General features: G+C 63.1%; 16 protein-coding genes and 1 pseudogene. 8 read left to right on the top strand and 9 right to left on the bottom strand.

The annotated features are described in order from the left end of the window. Positions 1-17: 17 nt before the first annotated feature. Positions 18-1,847 (top strand): glutamine--fructose-6-phosphate transaminase (isomerizing), encoded by a 1,830-nt coding sequence (gene glmS / locus PCA20602_RS08700; protein ID WP_150721115.1) that lies wholly within the window; start codon positions 18-20, stop codon positions 1,845-1,847. Between the two features lie 141 nt (positions 1,848-1,988). On the opposite strand, the gene PCA20602_RS08705 is transcribed toward glmS, so the two are convergent. The 4 genes from PCA20602_RS08705 to PCA20602_RS08720 all read right to left on the bottom strand — a co-directional run bounded on the left by PCA20602_RS08705 (position 1,989) and on the right by PCA20602_RS08720 (position 4,847). After that, positions 1,989-2,345 carry a VOC family protein gene (locus PCA20602_RS08705; RefSeq protein WP_150720865.1) on the bottom strand — a complete coding sequence of 119 codons (357 nt, stop codon included), beginning with the start codon at positions 2,343-2,345 and terminating at the stop codon, positions 1,989-1,991. Further along, entirely contained in the window at positions 2,342-2,767 is a 426-nt protein-coding gene (locus tag PCA20602_RS08710; RefSeq protein ID WP_150720866.1) for a DUF3224 domain-containing protein, read from the bottom strand. The genes PCA20602_RS08705 and PCA20602_RS08710 overlap by 4 nt, the downstream gene beginning before the upstream one ends. A gap of 214 nt (positions 2,768-2,981) precedes the next feature. Then, positions 2,982-4,139, bottom strand: a complete 1,158-nt coding sequence (locus PCA20602_RS08715; protein WP_150720867.1) for a porin — start codon at positions 4,137-4,139, stop codon at positions 2,982-2,984. A 255-nt stretch (positions 4,140-4,394) separates the two neighbouring features. Next, positions 4,395-4,847, bottom strand: a complete 453-nt coding sequence (locus PCA20602_RS08720) for a transglycosylase SLT domain-containing protein (protein ID WP_150720868.1) — start codon at positions 4,845-4,847, stop codon at positions 4,395-4,397. A gap of 415 nt (positions 4,848-5,262) precedes the next feature. Here PCA20602_RS08720 and PCA20602_RS08725 point away from each other — a divergent pair, with 415 nt between their 5' ends. Continuing rightward, positions 5,263-6,360 carry a saccharopine dehydrogenase family protein gene (locus PCA20602_RS08725; RefSeq protein ID WP_150720869.1) on the top strand — a complete coding sequence of 366 codons (1,098 nt, stop codon included), beginning with the start codon at positions 5,263-5,265 and terminating at the stop codon, positions 6,358-6,360. Between the two features lie 122 nt (positions 6,361-6,482). Here PCA20602_RS08725 and PCA20602_RS08730 read toward each other — a convergent pair whose 3' ends face one another. The 4 genes from PCA20602_RS08730 to PCA20602_RS08745 form a co-directional block, all read right to left on the bottom strand. After that, the gene (locus PCA20602_RS08730; protein WP_150720870.1) at positions 6,483-7,565 is read right to left on the bottom strand and encodes a porin; all 1,083 of its coding nucleotides are present in this window, start codon (positions 7,563-7,565) and stop codon (positions 6,483-6,485) included. 106 nt (positions 7,566-7,671) lie between these two features. Beyond that, positions 7,672-8,742: an ABC transporter ATP-binding protein gene (locus PCA20602_RS08735; protein WP_150720871.1), complete on the bottom strand. Its 1,071-nt coding sequence runs from the start codon at positions 8,740-8,742 to the stop codon at positions 7,672-7,674. Continuing rightward, complete coding sequence (locus PCA20602_RS08740) at positions 8,735-10,498, bottom strand: ABC transporter permease (protein ID WP_150720872.1); 1,764 nt, start codon at positions 10,496-10,498, stop codon at positions 8,735-8,737. The genes PCA20602_RS08735 and PCA20602_RS08740 overlap by 8 nt, the downstream gene beginning before the upstream one ends. Positions 10,499-10,698: 200 nt before the next feature. Then, positions 10,699-11,808, bottom strand: a complete 1,110-nt coding sequence (locus tag PCA20602_RS08745; RefSeq protein WP_150720873.1) for an ABC transporter substrate-binding protein — start codon at positions 11,806-11,808, stop codon at positions 10,699-10,701. Positions 11,809-12,043: 235 nt separating this feature from the next. Here PCA20602_RS08745 and PCA20602_RS08750 point away from each other — a divergent pair, with 235 nt between their 5' ends. The 3 genes and pseudogenes from PCA20602_RS08750 to PCA20602_RS08760 form a co-directional block, all read left to right on the top strand. Further along, positions 12,044-12,733, top strand: coding sequence for a response regulator (locus tag PCA20602_RS08750; protein WP_150720874.1), 690 nt, complete (start codon positions 12,044-12,046; stop codon positions 12,731-12,733). A gap of 78 nt (positions 12,734-12,811) precedes the next feature. Beyond that, the gene (locus PCA20602_RS08755) at positions 12,812-14,248 is read left to right on the top strand and encodes a sensor histidine kinase (RefSeq protein WP_150720875.1); all 1,437 of its coding nucleotides are present in this window, start codon (positions 12,812-12,814) and stop codon (positions 14,246-14,248) included. A 143-nt stretch (positions 14,249-14,391) separates the two neighbouring features. Then, positions 14,392-15,549 (top strand): annotated as a pseudogene (locus PCA20602_RS08760) (cysteine desulfurase family protein); the annotation flags it as partial. On the opposite strand, the gene PCA20602_RS08765 reads toward PCA20602_RS08760, so the two are convergent. Next, positions 15,473-15,946 (bottom strand): LysR substrate-binding domain-containing protein, encoded by a 474-nt coding sequence (locus PCA20602_RS08765; RefSeq protein WP_150720877.1) that lies wholly within the window; start codon positions 15,944-15,946, stop codon positions 15,473-15,475. The pseudogene PCA20602_RS08760 and the gene PCA20602_RS08765 overlap by 77 nt on opposite strands. Positions 15,947-15,972: 26 nt before the next feature. On the opposite strand from PCA20602_RS08765, the gene PCA20602_RS08770 reads away from it, so the two are divergent. From PCA20602_RS08770 to PCA20602_RS08780, 3 genes are read left to right on the top strand one after another with little or no spacing between them, the layout of a single operon-like run. After that, positions 15,973-16,359 carry an SDR family NAD(P)-dependent oxidoreductase gene (locus PCA20602_RS08770; protein ID WP_246182088.1) on the top strand — a complete coding sequence of 129 codons (387 nt, stop codon included), beginning with the start codon at positions 15,973-15,975 and terminating at the stop codon, positions 16,357-16,359. Positions 16,360-16,372: 13 nt separating this feature from the next. After that, the gene (locus tag PCA20602_RS08775; RefSeq protein WP_150720878.1) at positions 16,373-17,176 is read left to right on the top strand and encodes an SDR family oxidoreductase; all 804 of its coding nucleotides are present in this window, start codon (positions 16,373-16,375) and stop codon (positions 17,174-17,176) included. Positions 17,177-17,227: 51 nt separating this feature from the next. Then, positions 17,228-18,697 carry a catalase gene (locus tag PCA20602_RS08780; protein ID WP_150720879.1) on the top strand — a complete coding sequence of 490 codons (1,470 nt, stop codon included), beginning with the start codon at positions 17,228-17,230 and terminating at the stop codon, positions 18,695-18,697. The last annotated feature ends 1 nt before the right edge of the window (position 18,698 follow it).

An 18,698-nucleotide genomic window follows, 5' to 3' on the forward strand; every position in this document is an offset into this window, starting at 1 on the left:
CACTGAGGGAAGCGAATATGTGCGGCATTGTCGGCGCGGTAGCGCGACGTAATGTAGTACCGGTGTTGGTCGAAGGGTTGCGTCGCCTGGAGTATCGCGGCTACGACTCGTGTGGCGTGGCGGTGTTGAAGGACGGTGTGCCCCAGCGGGCGCGCAGCGTGTCGCGCGTGGCAGACCTCGACGAGCAACTGGCGCAAACGAAGCTCGGCGGCGAGACGGGCATCGCCCACACGCGTTGGGCCACGCACGGCGCGCCGGTGACGGACAACGCGCACCCGATCTTCTCGCGCGACGAAGTGGCGCTGGTGCATAACGGCATCATCGAGAACCATGAGAGCCTGCGCGACGAGTTGCGTGGCCTGGGCTACACGTTCGTGTCGCAAACCGACACCGAAGTCATCGCGCATCTGATTCATCACATTCTGTCGAACGGCGCCGCCAATGATCTGTATCAGGCAGTGCGTCTGGCCACACGTCGTTTGCATGGCGCCTATGCCATCGCGGTGTTCCGCAAGCAGGAGCCCCACCGTATTGTGGGCGCGCGTGCCGGGTCGCCGCTCGTCGTGGGTGTCGGCGATGGGGAGAACTTCCTCGCGTCCGACGCACTGGCGCTTGCCGGCACGACCGACCAGTTCATCTATCTGGAAGAAGGCGATGTCGTCGAACTCACGCTGCAAGGCGTGAAGATCGTGGATCGTAACGACGCCGTGGTGGAACGCGAAGTGCGCACGGTGCAGGCATACACGGGCGCAGTGGAGTTGGGGCCGTATCGCCACTACATGCAGAAGGAAATCTTCGAGCAGCCGCGCGCGATCGGCGACACGATGGAAGGCGTAGAAGGCATTTCGCCGACGCTTTTCGGCGAGACGGCCGAAGCGACGCTCAGCAGTGTCGACTCGATCCTGATTCTGGCGTGCGGCACAAGTTACTACTCGGGCATGACGGCGAAGTACTGGCTGGAGTCGCTGGCCCAGATTCCGACGCAGGTCGAAGTGGCGAGCGAATACCGCTATCGCGACAGCGTGCCGAATCCGAAAACGCTGGTCGTCACGATTTCCCAGTCGGGCGAGACCGCCGATACCATGGCGGCGCTGCAACATGCGCAATCGCTGGGCATGACGAACACGCTGGCGATCTGCAACGTGGGTACGAGTGCGATGGTGCGTCAGACGGCGCTGCATTACCTCACGCGTGCCGGCACGGAAATCGGCGTGGCGTCGACGAAGGCGTTCACGACGCAGCTCACGGCGCTGTTCCTGCTGACGCTGACGATCGCGAAGCTGCGTGGCCGCTTGCCGGCAGCGCAGGAAGCGGAGTACCTGACGCAGTTGCGTCACCTGCCGGCGGCGCTCAACAGCGTGCTGGCGCTTGAGCCGCAGATCATCGCCTGGGCGGAAGAATTTGCCCGTCGCGAGAATGCGCTGTTCCTGGGGCGCGGTCTGCACTATCCGATCGCTCTGGAGGGCGCACTCAAGCTCAAGGAAATCTCGTACATCCACGCAGAGGCGTATCCCGCAGGCGAGTTGAAGCACGGCCCGCTGGCATTGGTGACGGATCAGATGCCGGTCGTGACGGTGGCGCCGCGCGACGCGCTGGTGGAAAAGCTGAAGTCGAACATGCAGGAAGTGCGTGCGCGCGGCGGTCAGTTGTATGTCTTCGCCGACGCCGACACGCAGATTGCAAATGCCGAAGGTCTCCACGTGATCCGCATGCCGGAGCACTACGGCCAGCTCTCGCCGATCCTGCACGTGGTGCCGCTGCAACTGCTGGCGTACCACACGGCCTGCGCTCGCGGGACCGACGTCGACAAGCCCCGCAACCTCGCCAAGTCGGTGACGGTGGAGTGAGGTAGTGCGGTGGGGGCAGGGTCTTGGTGCCCCCAACCAGACGCAATAAGAAGGCCGGCAACGCGGTAAGCGTGCCGGCCTTTTTGCTTTGCGTCGCGACGCGCAATGCCTGCGACGCCGGTGATCAGCAACCGATGACGCTCAGGTTACCGCCGACCACACCGCAAGTTCGTAGCCGTCCGGATCGATGAAATGAAAGCGCTGACCACCGGGAAACGAAAACACCGCACGGCTGATCGCCGCGCCTGCGTTTTCGATTCGGCGTTGCGTCTCGGCGAGATCGTCGGCATAGAGAATCACTAGCGGGCCGCCCGGACGCACAGCTTCACCGGTCGTGAACCCGCCGGTGAGTCGCCCGTCGGTGAATTCCGTATAGGTCGGGCCGTAGTCGGTGAACGTCCAGCCGAACACGCTGCCGTAAAACGCCTTGCTGCGTGCGATATCGCCCACATTGAATTCGATGTTGTCGATCTGACGATCGGTGCCTCGATGGCTCATGACGCCTCTCCTGTCGCGGGCTGCGTCTGCGGCAGCACATAGTCGAACGCGTAAGCGTGTTGTCCGTCGGTGATGGTGATGATCACGGTCCCGGTCAAGCCACTGAGTGCATCGGTGCCGGAGTCGGGAACGACGGTGATCGATTGCGTGGGCACGCCGCGTGTCATCGTCGAGCTGTGTTGCAACACGAACGTTCCGGTGTGGCCCTGAAGCGTGCCGCGTACCGTTTCCATCGCGACGTAGCCCGCCGAGCCCGGGGTGCCGCTTCGAAACGCGAGCATCTCACCATGCCCGGTCGCGCTCAGATCGCCGTGATACGTCTTGTCCAGCGAGAGACGCGCAAGTCCCGTACCGTCCGCTACCGGACTGAGCGGTTGCGGCCCGAGCTGGACATCGAAAAGACCTTTGGCAGTGCGATTCACTGACACGCTCCTCGGTTGAGATGAGATATCACTCGATACTGTGTTTTTGTACAGTATCGAGTGTACTCGAACCTGAGCAGGATGCAAGGCCGTTTTTGACTGGATCAACGCGAGAAAGTGAGCGAGCCAGTAAAAAAGGGAGCCCCTTGCGGGGGCCCCCGAAAATACTGGAGCACTCAAATCAACTACAAAAACATCTCGCGAAGATGTCGGCTTAGAACTTGTGGCGCAGGCCCGAGATCACAGCCGTTTGCGTCTTCGTGCTCGACAGGCCGCCGGCACCGCTGATCGATGCGGCCGTGGCGTCGCCGGCTGCCTTCTGATAGATACCGACCAGATACACGTCGGTACGCTTCGAGAGCAGATAGTCGACCGCTGCGTTGACCTGGTGATACTTCGGGCTCAAGTTGGCGAGCGTGGCGCTACGCGTGCTGGCGTCCGTGTACGTGTACGACAGGCCCAGTAACAGCGACGGCGTCAGGTTGTACGTGCCGTTCAGTTCGTAGTTCGACACACGGGCGCCCGTGCCGCCGACATAGCGCAGTTGCGTGTTGCTATACACGAAGCCGACGTTGGCCGGGCCGAACTTGTAGCTACCGCCCGCAGCCAGCACGCGCTGCTTGTCCACGCCGACCGTTGCCGTGCCGACCTTCGACGAGTAGAAGTCGCCGCTGTAGTCACCCGACACGGCACCACCGGTGTTGGCGCCGTTCGGCGTGCCGACTTCCAGGTAGCCGATACCGAACTTGACCGGGCCGTTCGCGTAGCTCGCGCCCAGGCTCCATGCGCGGTTGTTCGCGAAGCCGGTGCCGCCTGCGCCGTTGTTGGCCTGGTTCGAGAAGCCATACAGGCCGCCGAACGAGAAGCCGGCATAGTTGGCGCTCGTGTACTTGATCGAGTTGTTGATACGGAACGAGTTGTACAGGTTGTCAACGTCGCCGACGTGCGCGCCGAGCTTCGTCGCAAACTGCTTGGCTGCCGTCAGGCCGCTCACGAAGTCGACCACGGAGTCGTACTGACGACCGATCGTCACGCTACCGAACGCCTTGTTCGACAGACCGACGAATGCCTGACGGCCGAACTCGCGGCTGCCCTGACCCAGTTGGCCGTTCGTGATGTTGAAGCCGTTTTCCAACGTGAAGATGGCCGACGTGCCGCCGCCCAGATCTTCCGAGCCCTTCAGGCCCCAGCGGTTGCCCGATTGCAGACCATCGGCGGTCGTGAAGTTCTTGCTGCCGCCGACGTTGCTCACATAGGCGAGACCGCCGTCGAGAATGCCATACAGCGAGACGTTGCTCTGCGCGTGGGCTGCACCGGTTGCTGCGGCTGCGATAACGCCACACAGTGCGGCGGCCAATTGCGTCTTTTTCATCGGTCGATTCCTCTATCGATAACCTATTAGTCGATTCGAACCCTTTCGCCTGTGGACGGGCGCCCCGTGGGTTCGGGCCGAACTATATCGAACGAAGTCGTAATTACATAGGTATCTTAACGAAAAGGAATACGAAATGTCTTGTCGTTGCAACGCATCGAAACAGGTGCCGAAGAATCGCCGCAATTTCATTTTCATGACACATGACTGCCGTATAAATCCAATGGCCGCGAAGTCCGGGAGCGCTCCCTCTCGTCAGTTGGACTGCATCAGACGTCGATTGCGCTCGGCGATCAATGCCGCATAGCGCTTGCGCACCTTCTCGGCGTACGTCTTTCGCAACGGTGCGCGGGTCTGACCTCCCCCTGCGTTATACGCACCGACCGCCTCCCATCCATAGCCGTATCGACGCACGAAGCCGGCAAGAATCCATGCGCCGGTGATGATCGACGTGCAGGCATCTTCACGCAATCGCCGCTCGCTTACGCCGTATTGCGAGAGGCTCGGCAAGTGCCGGCTGTTGATCTGCATCAGTCCGATGTCGTAGGTGCCGTCCCGATTCACGTTGCGCGCCTTCATGTCCAGATTCGATTCGACTTGCGCGATGGCGTACAGCAATAGCGGGTCGAGTTGATAGCGCTCGGCCGCGACGTCCCAGCAGTCTGCGTGCGCGGATGGCGCGAACAGTGCCGCAAGCATCGCCGTCATCACGGCTATGGTTGGGCGTAGGGCGGGTGACGCGCTTAGCGCGGCGATGGGCGTCCACGCCGTGAAGATCTCGCGCCGCCTACGAGAACGTTGCGTCGCGTGCTGGCGTACTGGTCGCATAGGCTTCGATTTCTGCGTTGTGTGACTCGCGCGCCATTGTCGACGAGGCTCGGCCGAGATGGCTTGCAAAAAACGCACACCGCCGGTCCGGCAACGGGCCGGCCATCAATCGATTGGCTTTTCGTCGCTTGATGACGAAATCAATTGATATCGCGTCATTTCGTCATAAATATCAGTTTTATCGACGAAATAACGCTACATTTCATCGGCCCCCCTCCCTAGAATGAAAGCACCGACGCGTCGCTGGCGAAGCCCGCGCGACGCCTCCGACCGACGTTCCTGAAAGGGGGAAAACATGAAGAAGATTGCCTTGCTGGGTGCGGGACACATCGGCCAGACCATTGCCCGTTTGCTGCATGACTCCGGCGACTACCGGGTGACGGTGTTCGACCGTAACGCACAGTCCCATCACGCGGTCCGCGAGTACGCGCACGCGTTCGTCGAACTCTCAGGTAACGACACCGGCTCGTTGCAACGTGCCGTGTCCGGTTTCGACGCCGTGGTCAACGCGTTGCCTTACACGATGGCGACGAGCGCTGCGACGGCGGCCGTTGCGGCCGGTTGTCACTATTTCGATCTGACGGAAGACGTTGCCGCGACCCACGCCATCGCGCAACTCGCCGAGGGCGCCTCGACGGCCCTGATGCCGCAATGCGGACTCGCTCCCGGCTTCATCGCCATCGCGGCGCACCATCTCGCCGCCTCGTTCGATCAGGTGGATTCCGTGAAGATGCGCGTGGGCGCCTTGCCCGCGTTCCCGACCAATTCGCTGAAGTACAACCTGACGTGGAGCGTCGACGGGCTCATCAACGAGTACTGTCAGCCCTGTGAAGCGATTCGCGACGGTGTCCGGCTCAGCGTGCAGCCGCTCGAAGACCTCGAACACTTCTCGCTCGACGGCGCCGAGTACGAAGCGTTCAATACGTCCGGCGGGTTGGGGACGTTGTGTGAAACGCTGGCCGGGCGCGTGCGCGATCTCGACTACAAGTCGGTGCGTTATCCAGGGCACGGGGCGTTGATGAAGGTGCTGCTGAACGAACTTCGGCTCAAGGACGATCAGGAGACGATCAAGGCCATTCTCAAGCGCGCCATTCCAAGCACGTTGCAGGATGTGGTGCTGATCTTCGTGGTCGTGAACGGGCTTCGCGGCGGCACGCTCACGCAGGAAGTGTTTGCCCGCAAGATTTTCGCGGAGCGCAACAACGGGCACAGCGCCAGTGCGATTCAGATTACGACCGCCTCGGCGATCTGCGCCGCGGTGGACATGTTCTTCGCGAAGCAACTGCCGCAACGCGGGTTTATCCGTCAGGAGCAGATCGCGTTACCGGACTTCCTCGCCAATCGCTTCGGACAGGTCTACGCGCATTCGACGCACATTGAATCCCTGTCCTGACGAGACCCGAGGCAAGGGCGTAGACAAAAAAACACGACGACCCGGCAAGCGGTGCACCCCCGCACCTCCGGGCCGTCGTTGAGGAAACGCTTTGGAGATTCTCTTGTAATGATGGACTCGCGTCAGAAGCGGTGCTGAATGCCTGCCGTCACGCCAAGCTGCGTGTCTGCCGCGCCGGTCAGGTCACGTGACAGGCTGACCTTCTGGCCGTGCTTCGCGAAGGCGTAGCCGCCCGACAGATACAGCGCCGTGCGTTTGGACATCGCGTACTGCGCGCGCAGCGAGATGAGCGTCGGATCGGCGTCGCCCGCGTCCTTGATGTCCTGATGGTAGATCGCACCGTACAGCGTGAACGCCGGCGTGAAGTCGTACGACGCGCCCAGCCAGTACATGTCGCTGCGCAGCGATGCGGTGCCCGCCGTCACGAACGTCTTCTTGTAGTTGCGATAGCCTGCCATCACCTTGGCGCCACCGAAGCGATAGCTCGCGCCGGCGTGAATGCCCTGGATGTAGTCCGTCGTGTCCGCCGGCGCAACGCTGTTGCCTGCACCGTTCTGACGGTCATACGTCGCCACCACCGCGAACGGGCCGTTCTCGTAGCCGAGGGCGAAGTCGTATTTCGACGACGTCTTCGTGCTGCCGGCCACGTTGCCGAAGCCATACATTGCCCCGAACTTCAGGCCGTTGTAGTTGCCGTCGTAACGCACGACGTTGGACGAGCGCGAGAACAGGCCGTCCTTACGACCGCCGGTCGCGGTCGAACTGGTCGCCCACGAGTAGTTCGGCGCATAGCCCATCGGGTCGAACTGGAGCATGTAGTCGTACGTCGTGGTGAACGTGCGGCCGATGGTGAACTGCCCCCACTTCTTGTGCGCCAGACCGACCGTCGCACGGCGGTCGAAGATCGCGCCCGGGCCGTCGTCGAACTGCCCGTTGACCATGTTGATGCCGCTCTCGAGGTTGAACACGGCCTTGAGATCGCCGCCGAGGTCTTCGGTGCCCTTGAAGCCGAAGCGCGACGTGTTCTTGCCGCCGGAGATCGCGCGCACGGCACCGCCGTTGTCGCTGGCGTGGTTCACATACTCGACGCCCGCGTCGACGATCCCGTAAATCGTCACGTTGGATTGTGCTTGCGCCTGTCCGGCCAGCGTTCCCGCGGCGACCGTTGCGGTCATGGCGGCCAACGCCATACTGCTTCGTTTCATTGTTGTCTCCTCTTTTTTGATTCTCGTGGTGTTCGCGCGGGAGAGCGCCCGCGCATCGCATGAAAAGCGTGAGTGCCGGGTGGACGAATGCCCCCGGCACCCGCCGTCAGGCGTTCGATTGCGCGAACGCCCAGCAGTCGTTGGCCGGAAACTCCACCCAGTGATGACCCGGTTCACGCGGCACATGGCCGAAGGCGCGAAAGCGCAGCGAGCCGCAATGGAAGAGGTACTCCCAGCGGTCGCCGAGATACATCGACGTGACGAGTTGCGCGTTCACGCGGTTGTGGCCAGGGCCGTCGGCGACCTGCACGCGCTCCAGCCGGATGACGGCCTGCGCGTCCTGACCGGCAGCCAGCGTGTCGCGGGCGCGGGCTTGCAGTGCGAAGCCGTCGCCTGCGAGCGTGACGAGATCGCCGTCGACGGCGCTCACCGTGGCGTCGATCCGGTTGTTGCTGCCCATGAATTCGGCCGTGTACAGCGAGCGCGGCGATCCATAGAGTTCGGCCGGTGTGCCTTGCTGTTCGATGCGTCCGTTGCGCAGCAGCAGAATGCGGTCCGACATCGCCATCGCTTCGGTCTGGTCGTGCGTGACGCACAACGCCGACAACCCCAGCGAGACGATCAGCTCGCGCAGCCACGCGCGGGCTTCTTCGCGCAGCTTGGCGTCGAGGTTCGAGAGCGGTTCGTCGAGCAGAATGACGGGCGGGTTGTAGACGAGCGCTCGCGCAATCGCCACGCGCTGCTGCTGACCGCCGGAGAGCTGGAAGGGGAAGCGCTCGGCGAGATGGCCGAGACCGAGCTGATCGAGCGCGTTCTGCACGCGCTCACGACGCTCGGCCGCGCCCACCTTGCGCAGCTTCAGACCATAGCCGACGTTGTCCGCCACGGTGCGATGCGGCCACAGCGCGTACGACTGGAACACCAGCCCGAGCGAGCGTTGTTCGACGGGGCAGTCGATGCCTTTTGCGCCGTCGAAGAAGACCTGATCGTCGAGCGAGATGCGCCCGTCCGACGGTTGTTCGAGGCCTGCGACGGCGCGCAGCAACGTGGTCTTGCCGCTGCCGGACGCGCCGAGCAGGCAAACGACTTCACCGGCCTTGAGTTCGAACGACACGCCCTTGAGGATGGGGTTGGTGCCGTAGCTCAGGAAGAGGTTGTCGACGATGAGCTTATCCATGCAATTTGACTCCGAAGCGCAACGCCACGCCCAGACCGGCGCCGACCATCGCGATGTTGATGACAGAGAGCGCCGCGACCTGATCGACCGCGCCGGTCGCCCACAGCGACACGAGCAGCGAGCCGATGACTTCCGTGCCCGGGGAGAGCAGGTAGACGGCGGTCGAGTATTCGCGCTCGAAGATCATGAAGATCAGCAGCCACGCGGCGAGCAGACCGAAGCGAACGAGCGGCAGGGTGACGTCGAGACTCACGCGGCTGCGCGTGGCGCCCACGCTGCGGCCCGCTTCTTCCAGTTCGGGGCCGACTTGCAGCAGCGCGCTCTGAATGAGACGCATGCCGTAGGCGAGCCACACGACCGTGTAGGCCACCCAGATGCTCCACATCGAGTTCTTCAGTTCGCGCAGCCCCGGCACGAACAGGAATATCCACAGGAACGCCAGACCGGCAAGCAGACCCGGCACGGCGCGCGGCAGCAGCACGATGTAGTCGAGCAGCTTCGCCGCCCAGTCGTTTCGACGGTGCCCGGCGAACGCCACGAGCGAGTAGAAGCCCACCGCCATCGCCCCACCGATCACGCCGATGCCCAGCGTGTTGAGAATGGCGCGCACGAGGTTGTCCTGCTCGAACAGCTCCGTGAAGTTCGACAGCGTGAGGACTTCGGCCAGCGCAACGCCTTCGCCCCAGTGCGTGACGAAGGAGCGCAGTACGATGCCCGAGATCGGCACGAATACCGTCACGACCAGCCACAGGGCAACGATGGCCAGCGCGACCCAGCGCCAGACGCCCAGCGGCAGCACCGTCTGACGACCGGCCTTGCCCTTGACCGTCACGAACTTGTTGGCGCGCTTGAGCAGGTGACGTTGCAGCAGCACGAGCGGGAACGTGATGGCCACGATGCACATCGCCACGGCCGCCATCAGGTGATACGACGGCACGCCGAGCTTGTTCGTGAGCTTGTAGAGATACGTGGCCAGCACGAGGTGACCTTCGGGGTCGCCCAGCACCAGTGGCAGGCCGAAGACTTCGAAGCCGAGGAAGAACACGAGCACGCCGGCGAAAAGCAGCGCAGGCATGGTCATGGGCAGGCTGACGTCGAGCGCGACCCGGAACGGACGTGCGCCGGCCACGCGGGCCGCTTCTTCGACGTCGGAACCGAGATTGCGCAGCGCGGCCGACGAGTACAGATAGACGTGCGGCACGTGCGTGAGGCCGACGATGATCGTGATGGCGAGCACCGAGTACACCGACCACGGCGCGTCGATCCCGGTGAGTTCACGGAACCACACCGAGTAGAAACCCACGGGGCCGGCGGCCACGACGTAGCCGAAGGCGAGCACCATCGGCGAGACGAACACGGGCGTGAGCAGCAGCGGTTCGAGCCAGCGACGGCCCGGCAGGTCGGTGCGCACCATCAGGAACGCGAGGATGCCGCCAAACGGGATCGAGATGAACAGCATCCCGAACGCGATGATGAAAGAGTTCTTCACGGCCGACCAGAAGTCGGGGTCGGTGAAGATGAAGCGGTAACCGTCGATGCCGAACGTGCGGCTGGCGTCGAAGAACGGCGCCGAGAGCAGGCTTTGCAGCACGATGAACGACAGCGGCAGCAACACCGCGATCGTGAGCACGGCAATGACCAGCCAGCGCGAAGTGGCGGCAAGCGCGCGCCAGGGGGACGCCACGTGAGGCGCGCCACCGTGAGGCGCACGCCCGGCAGGCACCGCAGAGCGGTTGGCGGTAGAAGACGACAGCATGAGGGTCTCCCTGCACCCCGCGGGGCGCATATCGAGAAAGGCTTGGGGAGAGGCGCTGCGTGGCGATGTCCTGACGATGTCGATAGGACGTCGATACGCGAGCGCCGGTCTTGAGGCTTGAGACTTAGGGGTGAATCAGTATCCGCTGGCCGTAGACTTCACGGCGTTATCAAGGCGAAATCAAGGCGCTAACTACGGCATCAGCGCTTGATCGACTGTTGCCAGCGCTTAAGGAATTCAAGTCGCTTGGATTGATCCAGATAGACGAGCAGGCCCGCGCCGATCGGGATCGGCTTGAGCGCCGCGCCGAGTTGCTGCGTGAGGTTCGCCATCGAGGTTTCGCCGTCCACGTCCGCACGGATCGAGAACAGGTTGGCCTGATTGGCGAGCAGCGTCTGGCCACGTTGGGAGAGCAGATAGTCGATCCAGAGCTTCGACGCGTTGGGGTTCTTCGCCTTCTTCGAGATCGTGACCAGACGGCTCACCACCTGCGTGTAATCGCGCGGATAGACGTAACCGATGGACGGATCCTTCTTCGCCTTGGCGAAGGCGTACGAGCCGAGGATGTTGTAGCCGATGAGGTTTTCGCCCGACGAGATGCGTTCCATCATCGCGCCCGTGCTCGATTGCAGCTTCGGGTTGAGCGCACCCATGGCGCCCACGAGCTCCCACGTCACTTCCGGATTCACGCGGGCGTCCTGCGTCAGGTAGTTGAAGCCCACGCCAGACTTTTCGATGTCGTAGGTCGTGACCTTGCCTTTGAACTTCGCGGGATTCGCCTGCAGCAGCTTGATCAGCTCCATGCGCGTTTGCGGGACTTCGTTCGCGGGCAGCAGGCGCTTGTTGTAGACGATGGCGAGCGGTTCGTACGTCGTGCCGTATGCCTGCTTCTGATATTGCGCCCAGCCGGGGATGTGCGCGGCTTCGGGCGACTCGTAGCTGGCCATAGTGCCGTCGTTCACGAGCTTGACCTGAAGGTCCATCGCGGAGCTCCAGAGCACGTCGGCGCTGGTGCTGTTGGCGGCATATTCGCTGATGAAGCGGTTGTACAGCTCGGTGCTGTTCATGTCGTTGTACTCGACCTTCACGCCGTACATCGACTCGAAGTCCTTGATGAGCGGACGCACGAGCGCGGTGTCGGTCACCGAGTACACGATCAGCTTGCCTTCTTTCTTCGCGGCGTCGATGGTGGCCTGATAGTTGGCCGGGTAGCCGGCCGGTACCTGCGCGTGGGCTGCGGGCAGGGCGGCCACAAGCGTCACGGACGCCGCTATTGCGCCGAGTGCGCGGATCGCTGTCTTTTGCTGCATGTCATCCTCCGGAAGATCCCTTGAGAGGGATTTGTCGTTTTCGCGTGGCGCATGTTAATTTGCCAAAACTTTCAATTCGCTTTCGATTTCCTTTCGAATCCGGCCTGCGCCCCCTTTTTCGGGTCATGGATTTCCCTAGTGTCGGTGAGTGCGCTCATCCGCCCACGTCGTGCGATTCAACGATCGACACGCCATCGAAAGCGAATTCTGCGGCGCTTCAGTGGTCTGGCATCTCATGCGTATCCTGCTTGTCGAAGACAATCCGAGTCTGGCTAAATCGCTCTCCGAAGCATTGGCGCAGGCGAACTTCGCCGTCGACTGCATGCACGATGGCGAAGCGGCCGATCACGTGCTGCGCACGCAGGAGTATTCGCTCGTGATTCTCGATCTCGGGTTGCCGCGTCTGGACGGCCTCGAGATCCTGCGACGCCTGCGCGCGCGGCGCAATCGCGTGCCGGTGCTGATTCTCACCGCGCACGGCTCGCTCGAAGATCGCGTGAAGGGCCTCAATCTCGGGGCCGACGATTATCTTTCAAAACCGTTCGAACTCGACGAGCTGGAAGCGCGCGCCCGCGCACTGATCCGTCGGTCGCAGCATCACGAGAGCGCCGACGTCACGTGCGGGCCGCTCGTCTTCGATGGTGTGGAACGAAGCTTTCGTCTGGACGGCGAGCTGCTGGCGCTGACCAAGCGCGAGCGTGCCGTGCTCGAAGTACTGATCCTGCGCGGCGGACGCGCGATCAACAAGGAAGCGCTCTCCGAGAAGCTGTTCGGCATCGATGAGTCGGTGAGCCCCGATGCCATCGAAATCTACGTTCACCGGCTTCGCAAGAAGCTCGAAGGCAGCCGCGTCGCCATCGTCACGTTGCGCGGGCTGGGTTATCTGCTCGAAGAGAAGGCCGACGCCGCACCTTCTGCTGGCTGAGCGCGATGTCTCAAGATTGGCCGCCAGGCGCACCGCGTTTTCGTCTCACGCCGTACTTTTTTGACGTCCCCCCGTTCCATGCCGCAACCGAATCTTCGCCGCCAACTGGCGCTCTGGCTGCTGTTCCCGCTGCTCGGGCTGCTCGCCCTCGACACCTGGCTGACTTATCAGCGCGCGATGAGTGCGGCCAACTCGGCGTTCGACCGTTCGCTGGAGTTCTCGATCAAGTCGATTCGCGAAGGCACGCAACTGATCGACGGTGAGGTGCAGGTCAACCTGCCGTATCTGGCCCTGGAGATGTTCGAGTCGGATCGCGGCGGCAAGATCTATTACGTGATTCGCGAAGGCGGCGACGGTACACAGGGTGGCGGCAACGATGGACGCGCGGTGACGGGCTACCACGACTTGCCGTTGCCGCCGGTTCGGCTGACGCCCGAGCCGTACCACACGGCGTTCTACGACGCCGAATATCGCGGCGAGACGCTGCGCATGGGCGCGCTGCAATTGCCGGTGCATGACGTGCCGAATGCGAAGACGCGTGTGGTGTGGATCGTGGTCGGCGAGACGACGGAGGCGCGTCACGAACTGGCGCGTCAGATCCTGACCGGCGCCCTTCAGCAGGAAGTGCTGCTCGTGGTGCTGGCGCTGGCCATCGTCTGGCTCGGGGTGACGCGTGGTCTGCGTCCCCTGAACCGGCTCTCGGCGAAGGTGGCGGCGCGTGGTGAAGACGATACGACACCGCTCGATAACGTCGACTTGCCGACGGAGGTCAAGCCACTGGTCGAGTCCATCAATCAGTACGTAGGACGCGTTGGGCGCATGCAGGCCGCGCGACAACGCTTCTTCGCCGATGCCGCCCATCAACTGAAAACGCCGCTCGCGATCATTCAGGCCGAGTCCGAGCTGACACTGCGCGAATCGCTGAGCGCGCACGCGCGAGAGCGCGTCGAGCGGCTCAATCATGCGGTCAGGCAGGCCGCGAAGAGTGTGCGGCAGTTGCTGTCGTTGTCGCGCCTGGAGGCGGAGGGCGGCCCGCCCATGGCGATGGCCTCGCTACGACTGGACGACGTGGCCCGCAGCGTCGCGCTCGACTGGTCGCCGGTCGCTCGTGCCCGCCGGATCGATCTGGGCTTCGAGCACGACGGTGCGGTGACGGTTCACGGACAGCGCGAGTTGCTGGCGGAGTTGTGCGGCAACCTGATCGACAACGCCATTCGGTACGCGGGGGACGAGGCGGTGATCACCGTTCGCACGCGTCTCGACGGGGTGGCGCCCGTCCTTCAGGTGATCGACAACGGGCCTGGCATTCCGGTGCAGGAGAGAGACGCGGTGTTCGAGCGCTTCTATCGTCGCGAGCACAGCGGCACCCCGCAACAAAACGCCGATGGCTCCGGACTCGGACTGGCGATCGTCAGGGAAATCGCCCGCAAGCATCACGCTCAGGTGTCGCTTGGCGATGCCCCCGGCGGCGGTCTCGAAGTCACTGTCCGATTCCCGGTGGACGGTATCGAATGAGTTTTGCTGGATGAATTTTCCTTCAATCCCGATTTTGTGGGATGGATATTCCACGAAACCAGATATGCACAGCTAAATTCGCAAGCCTTTTCCCGGTTCCGGCGCGTACGATCGTTGCAACTTTTTTATGGCGGGGGCCGATCATGCGCGACAACGAATCATTCCATTACTTCGACTACGCCGCGACGACACCGGTGGACGCCGCCGTGATCGCGGCCATGGCCGAATGTCTGGGCGTCGATGGCGTGTTCGGGAATCCGGCGTCCAGCTCGCACGCCGCGGGTGTCAGCGCGCGCCGTCTCGTCGAGCGCTCGCGGACGCAGGTTGCGGCACTTATCAATGCCGACGCCGGTGAGATCGTCTGGACCTCCGGTGCGACCGAATCGAACAATCTTGCCCTCAAGGGCTATGCCGAACGGGGGCAGGCCCGAGCGCACCTGATCACGAGCGTTCTCGAACACAAGGCCATTCTCGACACGATGGCCTATCTGGAAAAGGGCGGCGCGCCCGTGACCTATGTGACGCCTTCGGCCAACGGCGAGATCACGGCAGATGCCGTTGCCGCAGCGCTGCGTCCTGAGACCGGACTGGTGTCGCTGATGCTCGTCAACAATGAACTCGGCACGCTGACCGACGTGGCTGCGATCGCAAAGGTGGTGCACGCCGCCGGTGCGTTGCTGCACGTGGACGCCGCACAGGCCCTGGGCAAAACGCCCATCGACGTGAAGGCCATGGGCATCGACATGCTGTCGATGTCGGCGCACAAGGTGTACGGCCCCAAAGGCATCGGTGCGTTGTACGTGAACAAGGACGTGATGGCGCGTATCGCCCCGCAGATCCACGGCGGTGGCCATGAGCGCGGTCTGCGCTCGGGCACGCTGGCGACGCATCAGATCGTCGGCATGGGCACGGCCTGCGAATTGGCCCGGCAGAACATGACGTCGGATAACGTGCGCATTGCGGCGCTGAGCCGCCGGTTGCTCGACGGGGTGCTCGCGCTCGACGGTGTGGTGCACAACGCGGGCGCCGCCAGACGCATTCCTCATACGTTGAGCCTGACGGTCGGGCACCCCGGCTTCTTCACGTTCATGCTCAACAGCAATCTCGCGGTGTCGTCGACCTCGGCGTGCAACTCCGGCTCCGGCCAGCCGTCGCACGTGCTGAGCGGCATCGGGCTCGACAGCGAAGCTGCGAGCCGCACGGTGCGCCTGAGTCTCGGGCGTTTTACTTCCGAGGCGTCCGTCGACTTTGCGATTGCCTGCTTCGAGCGCGTGGTTTGTCAGTGCCGGGCGCTGGCGGCTTGATGGCGGTCTTGCGTCCCTTTCCCGCATTGCGCGTGTCGGTATCCGACGTCGCCAGTGCGGAAGTTTCCTGCTGCAACCACTCGCGGAACGCCGCGAGCCGGGGCAGCGTGGCGCACTCCGCGCGATACACCACGTAATACGCGAGCGGCGACGAACAATCCACCTCGGGGTAGAGCCGCACCAGACGGTTTGCCGCGAGGTCGTCGCGCGCGAGCACGCCGCGGGCGAGCGCGACGCCATGCCCGTCGATGGCCGCTTGCAGGACTGCGGCGGAGTTGTTGATCTTCAGCCCGGCGCGCGTCTCCAGCGACGCCAGCCCCGCGCGTTCCAGCCACTGCGGCCACGTCACATAGCCTGCGCTCTTATCGATCGACAGATCGTAGATCAGCGTCATCCCTTTCAAACCGGCCGGCGTCTTCAATGCCGGATGCGCGCGTAATAGCGACGGCGCAGGCGCTGGTGGATCTGGCGACGTCGGCGTTCGGCGGCGTGGACATTCTCGTGAACAACGCCGGCGTGCATGCCCTCACGCGCAACCTCGCCATCGAACTCGCGCCGCTGCACATCCGTATCAACACCGTGGCGCCCGGTGTCGTGGAGACGCCTGTCTACAACACGTTCATGAGCGACGACGAAGTGAAGGCGACGCTGCCGCCGGCATTCAACGCATTCCACCCGCTCGGCCGCAACGGTCAGCCGCGCGACGTGGCCGAAGCGATTCTGTTTCTCGCATCGGATGCCGCCGGTTGGATCACGGGCACCGTGCTGCCGGTCGATGGCGGCGTGATGGCCGGCCGTCACGCCTGAGGAGGACCTTGTCATGAAAGACTGGAGTGCGCTCATCACGGGCGCGACGAGCGGTATCGGTCTGGCTACGACGCGATTGTTCGTGGAGGAGGGGGCGCGCGTGGCCGTCGTCGGCCGCGATGAGGCGCGCATGGAGGCGCTGCGGCAATCGTCGGGTGAGCGCGTCGTGCCCATCCTTGGTGACGTTCGTCGCGTCGACGACCTGCACCGTATCCGCGACGAAGTCGTTCAGGCACTCGGTTCGCTCGACATCTTCTTTCCCAACGCGGGAGTCGCTTACGCGACGCCGCTGGCTGATACGACCGAAGCGCAGTACGACACGTTGATGGACATCAACGTGAAGGGCGTGTTTCTGTCAATGCAAGCGATGGCGCTGATACTCAGCGGTGGCGCGTCGGTGATTCTCAATACGTCGTGGCTCAACGAGGTGGGAACGCCGGGAATGTCGATGCTCTCGGCGTCGAAAGCGGCGGTTCGCTCGTTGGCGCGCACCTGGTCGAGCGAATTGCTGGCACGCCGCATTCGGGTGAACGCCGTGAGCCCGGGCGCGATCGATACGCCGATTCTGGACCGTCGGGGAGCGACGCCGGAAGAGAATGCGCACGCGAAGCAGCAACCGGCGTCGCGGATTCCGGTCGGTCGACTCGGCACGGCGCAAGACATTGCACGTGCGGCGCTATTCCTCGCGAGCGACGATTCGCGCTACATGCTCGGTGCGGAAATCGTGGTGGACGGTGGGGTTCTCGACGCTGTAACCGTCGTGGGGGGGGGTGAAATTCGTCGTCTTGTATTATGCTTTGAACGACTTGCGATATAGCTGACTCCAATTCTCTCCCTCTCCCCACCCACCTTCATGTCGGAGGTATGTATGAGCAAAGAGAAAGAACGTCTGGACACCGGTTCGACAACCGGAGCAGGCGCCCCGGCGGCAAGCGACCGGAACACGTTATCGGTCGGTGCAGACGGCCCCCTCCTGCTGCACGACGTTCACTTCCTTGAGCAGATGGCGCACTTCAACCGGGAAAAGGTCCCGGAGCGTCAACCTCACGCCAAGGGCGCCGGCGCCTTTGGTATCTTCGAAACCACGGAAGATGTGAGCAAGTACACCAAGGCCTCGCTGTTCAGGAAGGGCGCCAAGGTCGACATGCTCGCGCGTTTCTCCACGGTCGCGGGCGAAGCCGGTAGCCCCGACACCTGGCGCGACGTGCGCGGTTTCTCCCTGAAGTTCTACACCGACGAAGGCAACTACGATCTCGTCGGCAACAACACCCCGGTGTTCTTCGTACGTGACCCGATGAAGTTTCCGCACTTCATCCGCAGCCAGAAGCGTCTGCCGGATTCGGGGCTGCGCGACAACCACATGCAATGGGACTTCTGGACCAACAATCCGGAGTCCGCGCATCAGGTGACCTATCTGATGGGTGACCGAGGATTGCCGCGCACCTGGCGTCACATGAACGGCTATGGTTCGCATACCTACATGTGGGTCAATGCGCAGGGCGAGAAATTCTGGGTCAAATATCACTTCCACACGCAGCAGGGCATGGAGTTCTTCTCCAACGCCGAAGCGGCCAAGATGTCGGGCGAGGACGCTGACTTCCATCGTCGCGACCTGTTCGACGCCATCGCGCGCGGCGACAACCCGAGCTGGATCCTGTCGGTGCAGGTGATGCCCTACGCGGACGCGAAAGCGTATCGCTTCAATCCGTTCGATCTGACGAAGACGTGGTCGCACAAGGACTATCCGCTGATCAAGGTGGGCAAGATGACGCTCAACCGCAATCCGGAAAACTTCTTCGCGCAGATCGAGCAGGCCGCGTTCTCGCCGGGCAACACCGTGCCGGGTATCGGCCTTTCGCCGGACAAGATGTTGCTCGGTCGGGCCTTCGCTTACAACGATGCCCAACGCAATCGCATCGGCACGAACTTCCATCAACTGCCGGTGAATCGCCCGAAGGTGCCGGTGCAGACCTATATGTTCGACGGCCACATGGCTTACGAGCATAGCGGCAACGCGCCGGTGTACGTGCCGAACAGCGGCGGCCGTCCGTATGCCGATCAGACGGGCGCGGCCGACGACGGCTGGGAGTCGGATGGTCCGATGGTGCGCAGCGCCTACACCCTGCACAAGGACGACGACGACTTCTCGCAACCCGGCGACCTCGTGCGCCATGTGTTCGACGACGCGTCGCGCACGCGGCTGGTCGAGACCGTTTCGGGCGCGTTGCTCGGTGGCGTGCGCAGTCCGGTGCTTGAACGCGCATTCGACTACTGGAAGCAGATCGATCCGGACGTCGGCGCGCGTATCGAGAAAGCGGTGAAGGACGCGAAGAAGTAAA

The sequence above is a fragment of the Pandoraea capi genome, assembly GCF_902459735.1.
Classification (GTDB): domain Bacteria; phylum Pseudomonadota; class Gammaproteobacteria; order Burkholderiales; family Burkholderiaceae; genus Pandoraea; species Pandoraea capi.

Coding starts and splice junctions, on each gene's coding strand:
- PCA20602_RS08775 (WP_150720878.1), top strand. CDS start 16,373: ATGAAAGACTGGAGTGCGCTCATCACGGGCGCGACGAGCGGTATCGGT.
- PCA20602_RS08765 (WP_150720877.1), bottom strand. CDS start 15,946: ATGACGCTGATCTACGATCTGTCGATCGATAAGAGCGCAGGCTATGTG.
- PCA20602_RS08720 (WP_150720868.1), bottom strand. CDS start 4,847: ATGACGGCGATGCTTGCGGCACTGTTCGCGCCATCCGCGCACGCAGAC.
- PCA20602_RS08770 (WP_246182088.1), top strand. CDS start 15,973: ATGCCGGATGCGCGCGTAATAGCGACGGCGCAGGCGCTGGTGGATCTG.
- glmS (WP_150721115.1), top strand. CDS start 18: ATGTGCGGCATTGTCGGCGCGGTAGCGCGACGTAATGTAGTACCGGTG.
- PCA20602_RS08715 (WP_150720867.1), bottom strand. CDS start 4,139: ATGAAAAAGACGCAATTGGCCGCCGCACTGTGTGGCGTTATCGCAGCC.
- PCA20602_RS08725 (WP_150720869.1), top strand. CDS start 5,263: ATGAAGAAGATTGCCTTGCTGGGTGCGGGACACATCGGCCAGACCATT.
- PCA20602_RS08735 (WP_150720871.1), bottom strand. CDS start 8,742: ATGGATAAGCTCATCGTCGACAACCTCTTCCTGAGCTACGGCACCAAC.
- PCA20602_RS08730 (WP_150720870.1), bottom strand. CDS start 7,565: ATGAAACGAAGCAGTATGGCGTTGGCCGCCATGACCGCAACGGTCGCC.
- PCA20602_RS08705 (WP_150720865.1), bottom strand. CDS start 2,345: ATGAGCCATCGAGGCACCGATCGTCAGATCGACAACATCGAATTCAAT.
- PCA20602_RS08755 (WP_150720875.1), top strand. CDS start 12,812: ATGCCGCAACCGAATCTTCGCCGCCAACTGGCGCTCTGGCTGCTGTTC.
- PCA20602_RS08780 (WP_150720879.1), top strand. CDS start 17,228: ATGAGCAAAGAGAAAGAACGTCTGGACACCGGTTCGACAACCGGAGCA.
- PCA20602_RS08745 (WP_150720873.1), bottom strand. CDS start 11,808: ATGCAGCAAAAGACAGCGATCCGCGCACTCGGCGCAATAGCGGCGTCC.
- PCA20602_RS08740 (WP_150720872.1), bottom strand. CDS start 10,498: ATGCTGTCGTCTTCTACCGCCAACCGCTCTGCGGTGCCTGCCGGGCGT.
- PCA20602_RS08750 (WP_150720874.1), top strand. CDS start 12,044: ATGCGTATCCTGCTTGTCGAAGACAATCCGAGTCTGGCTAAATCGCTC.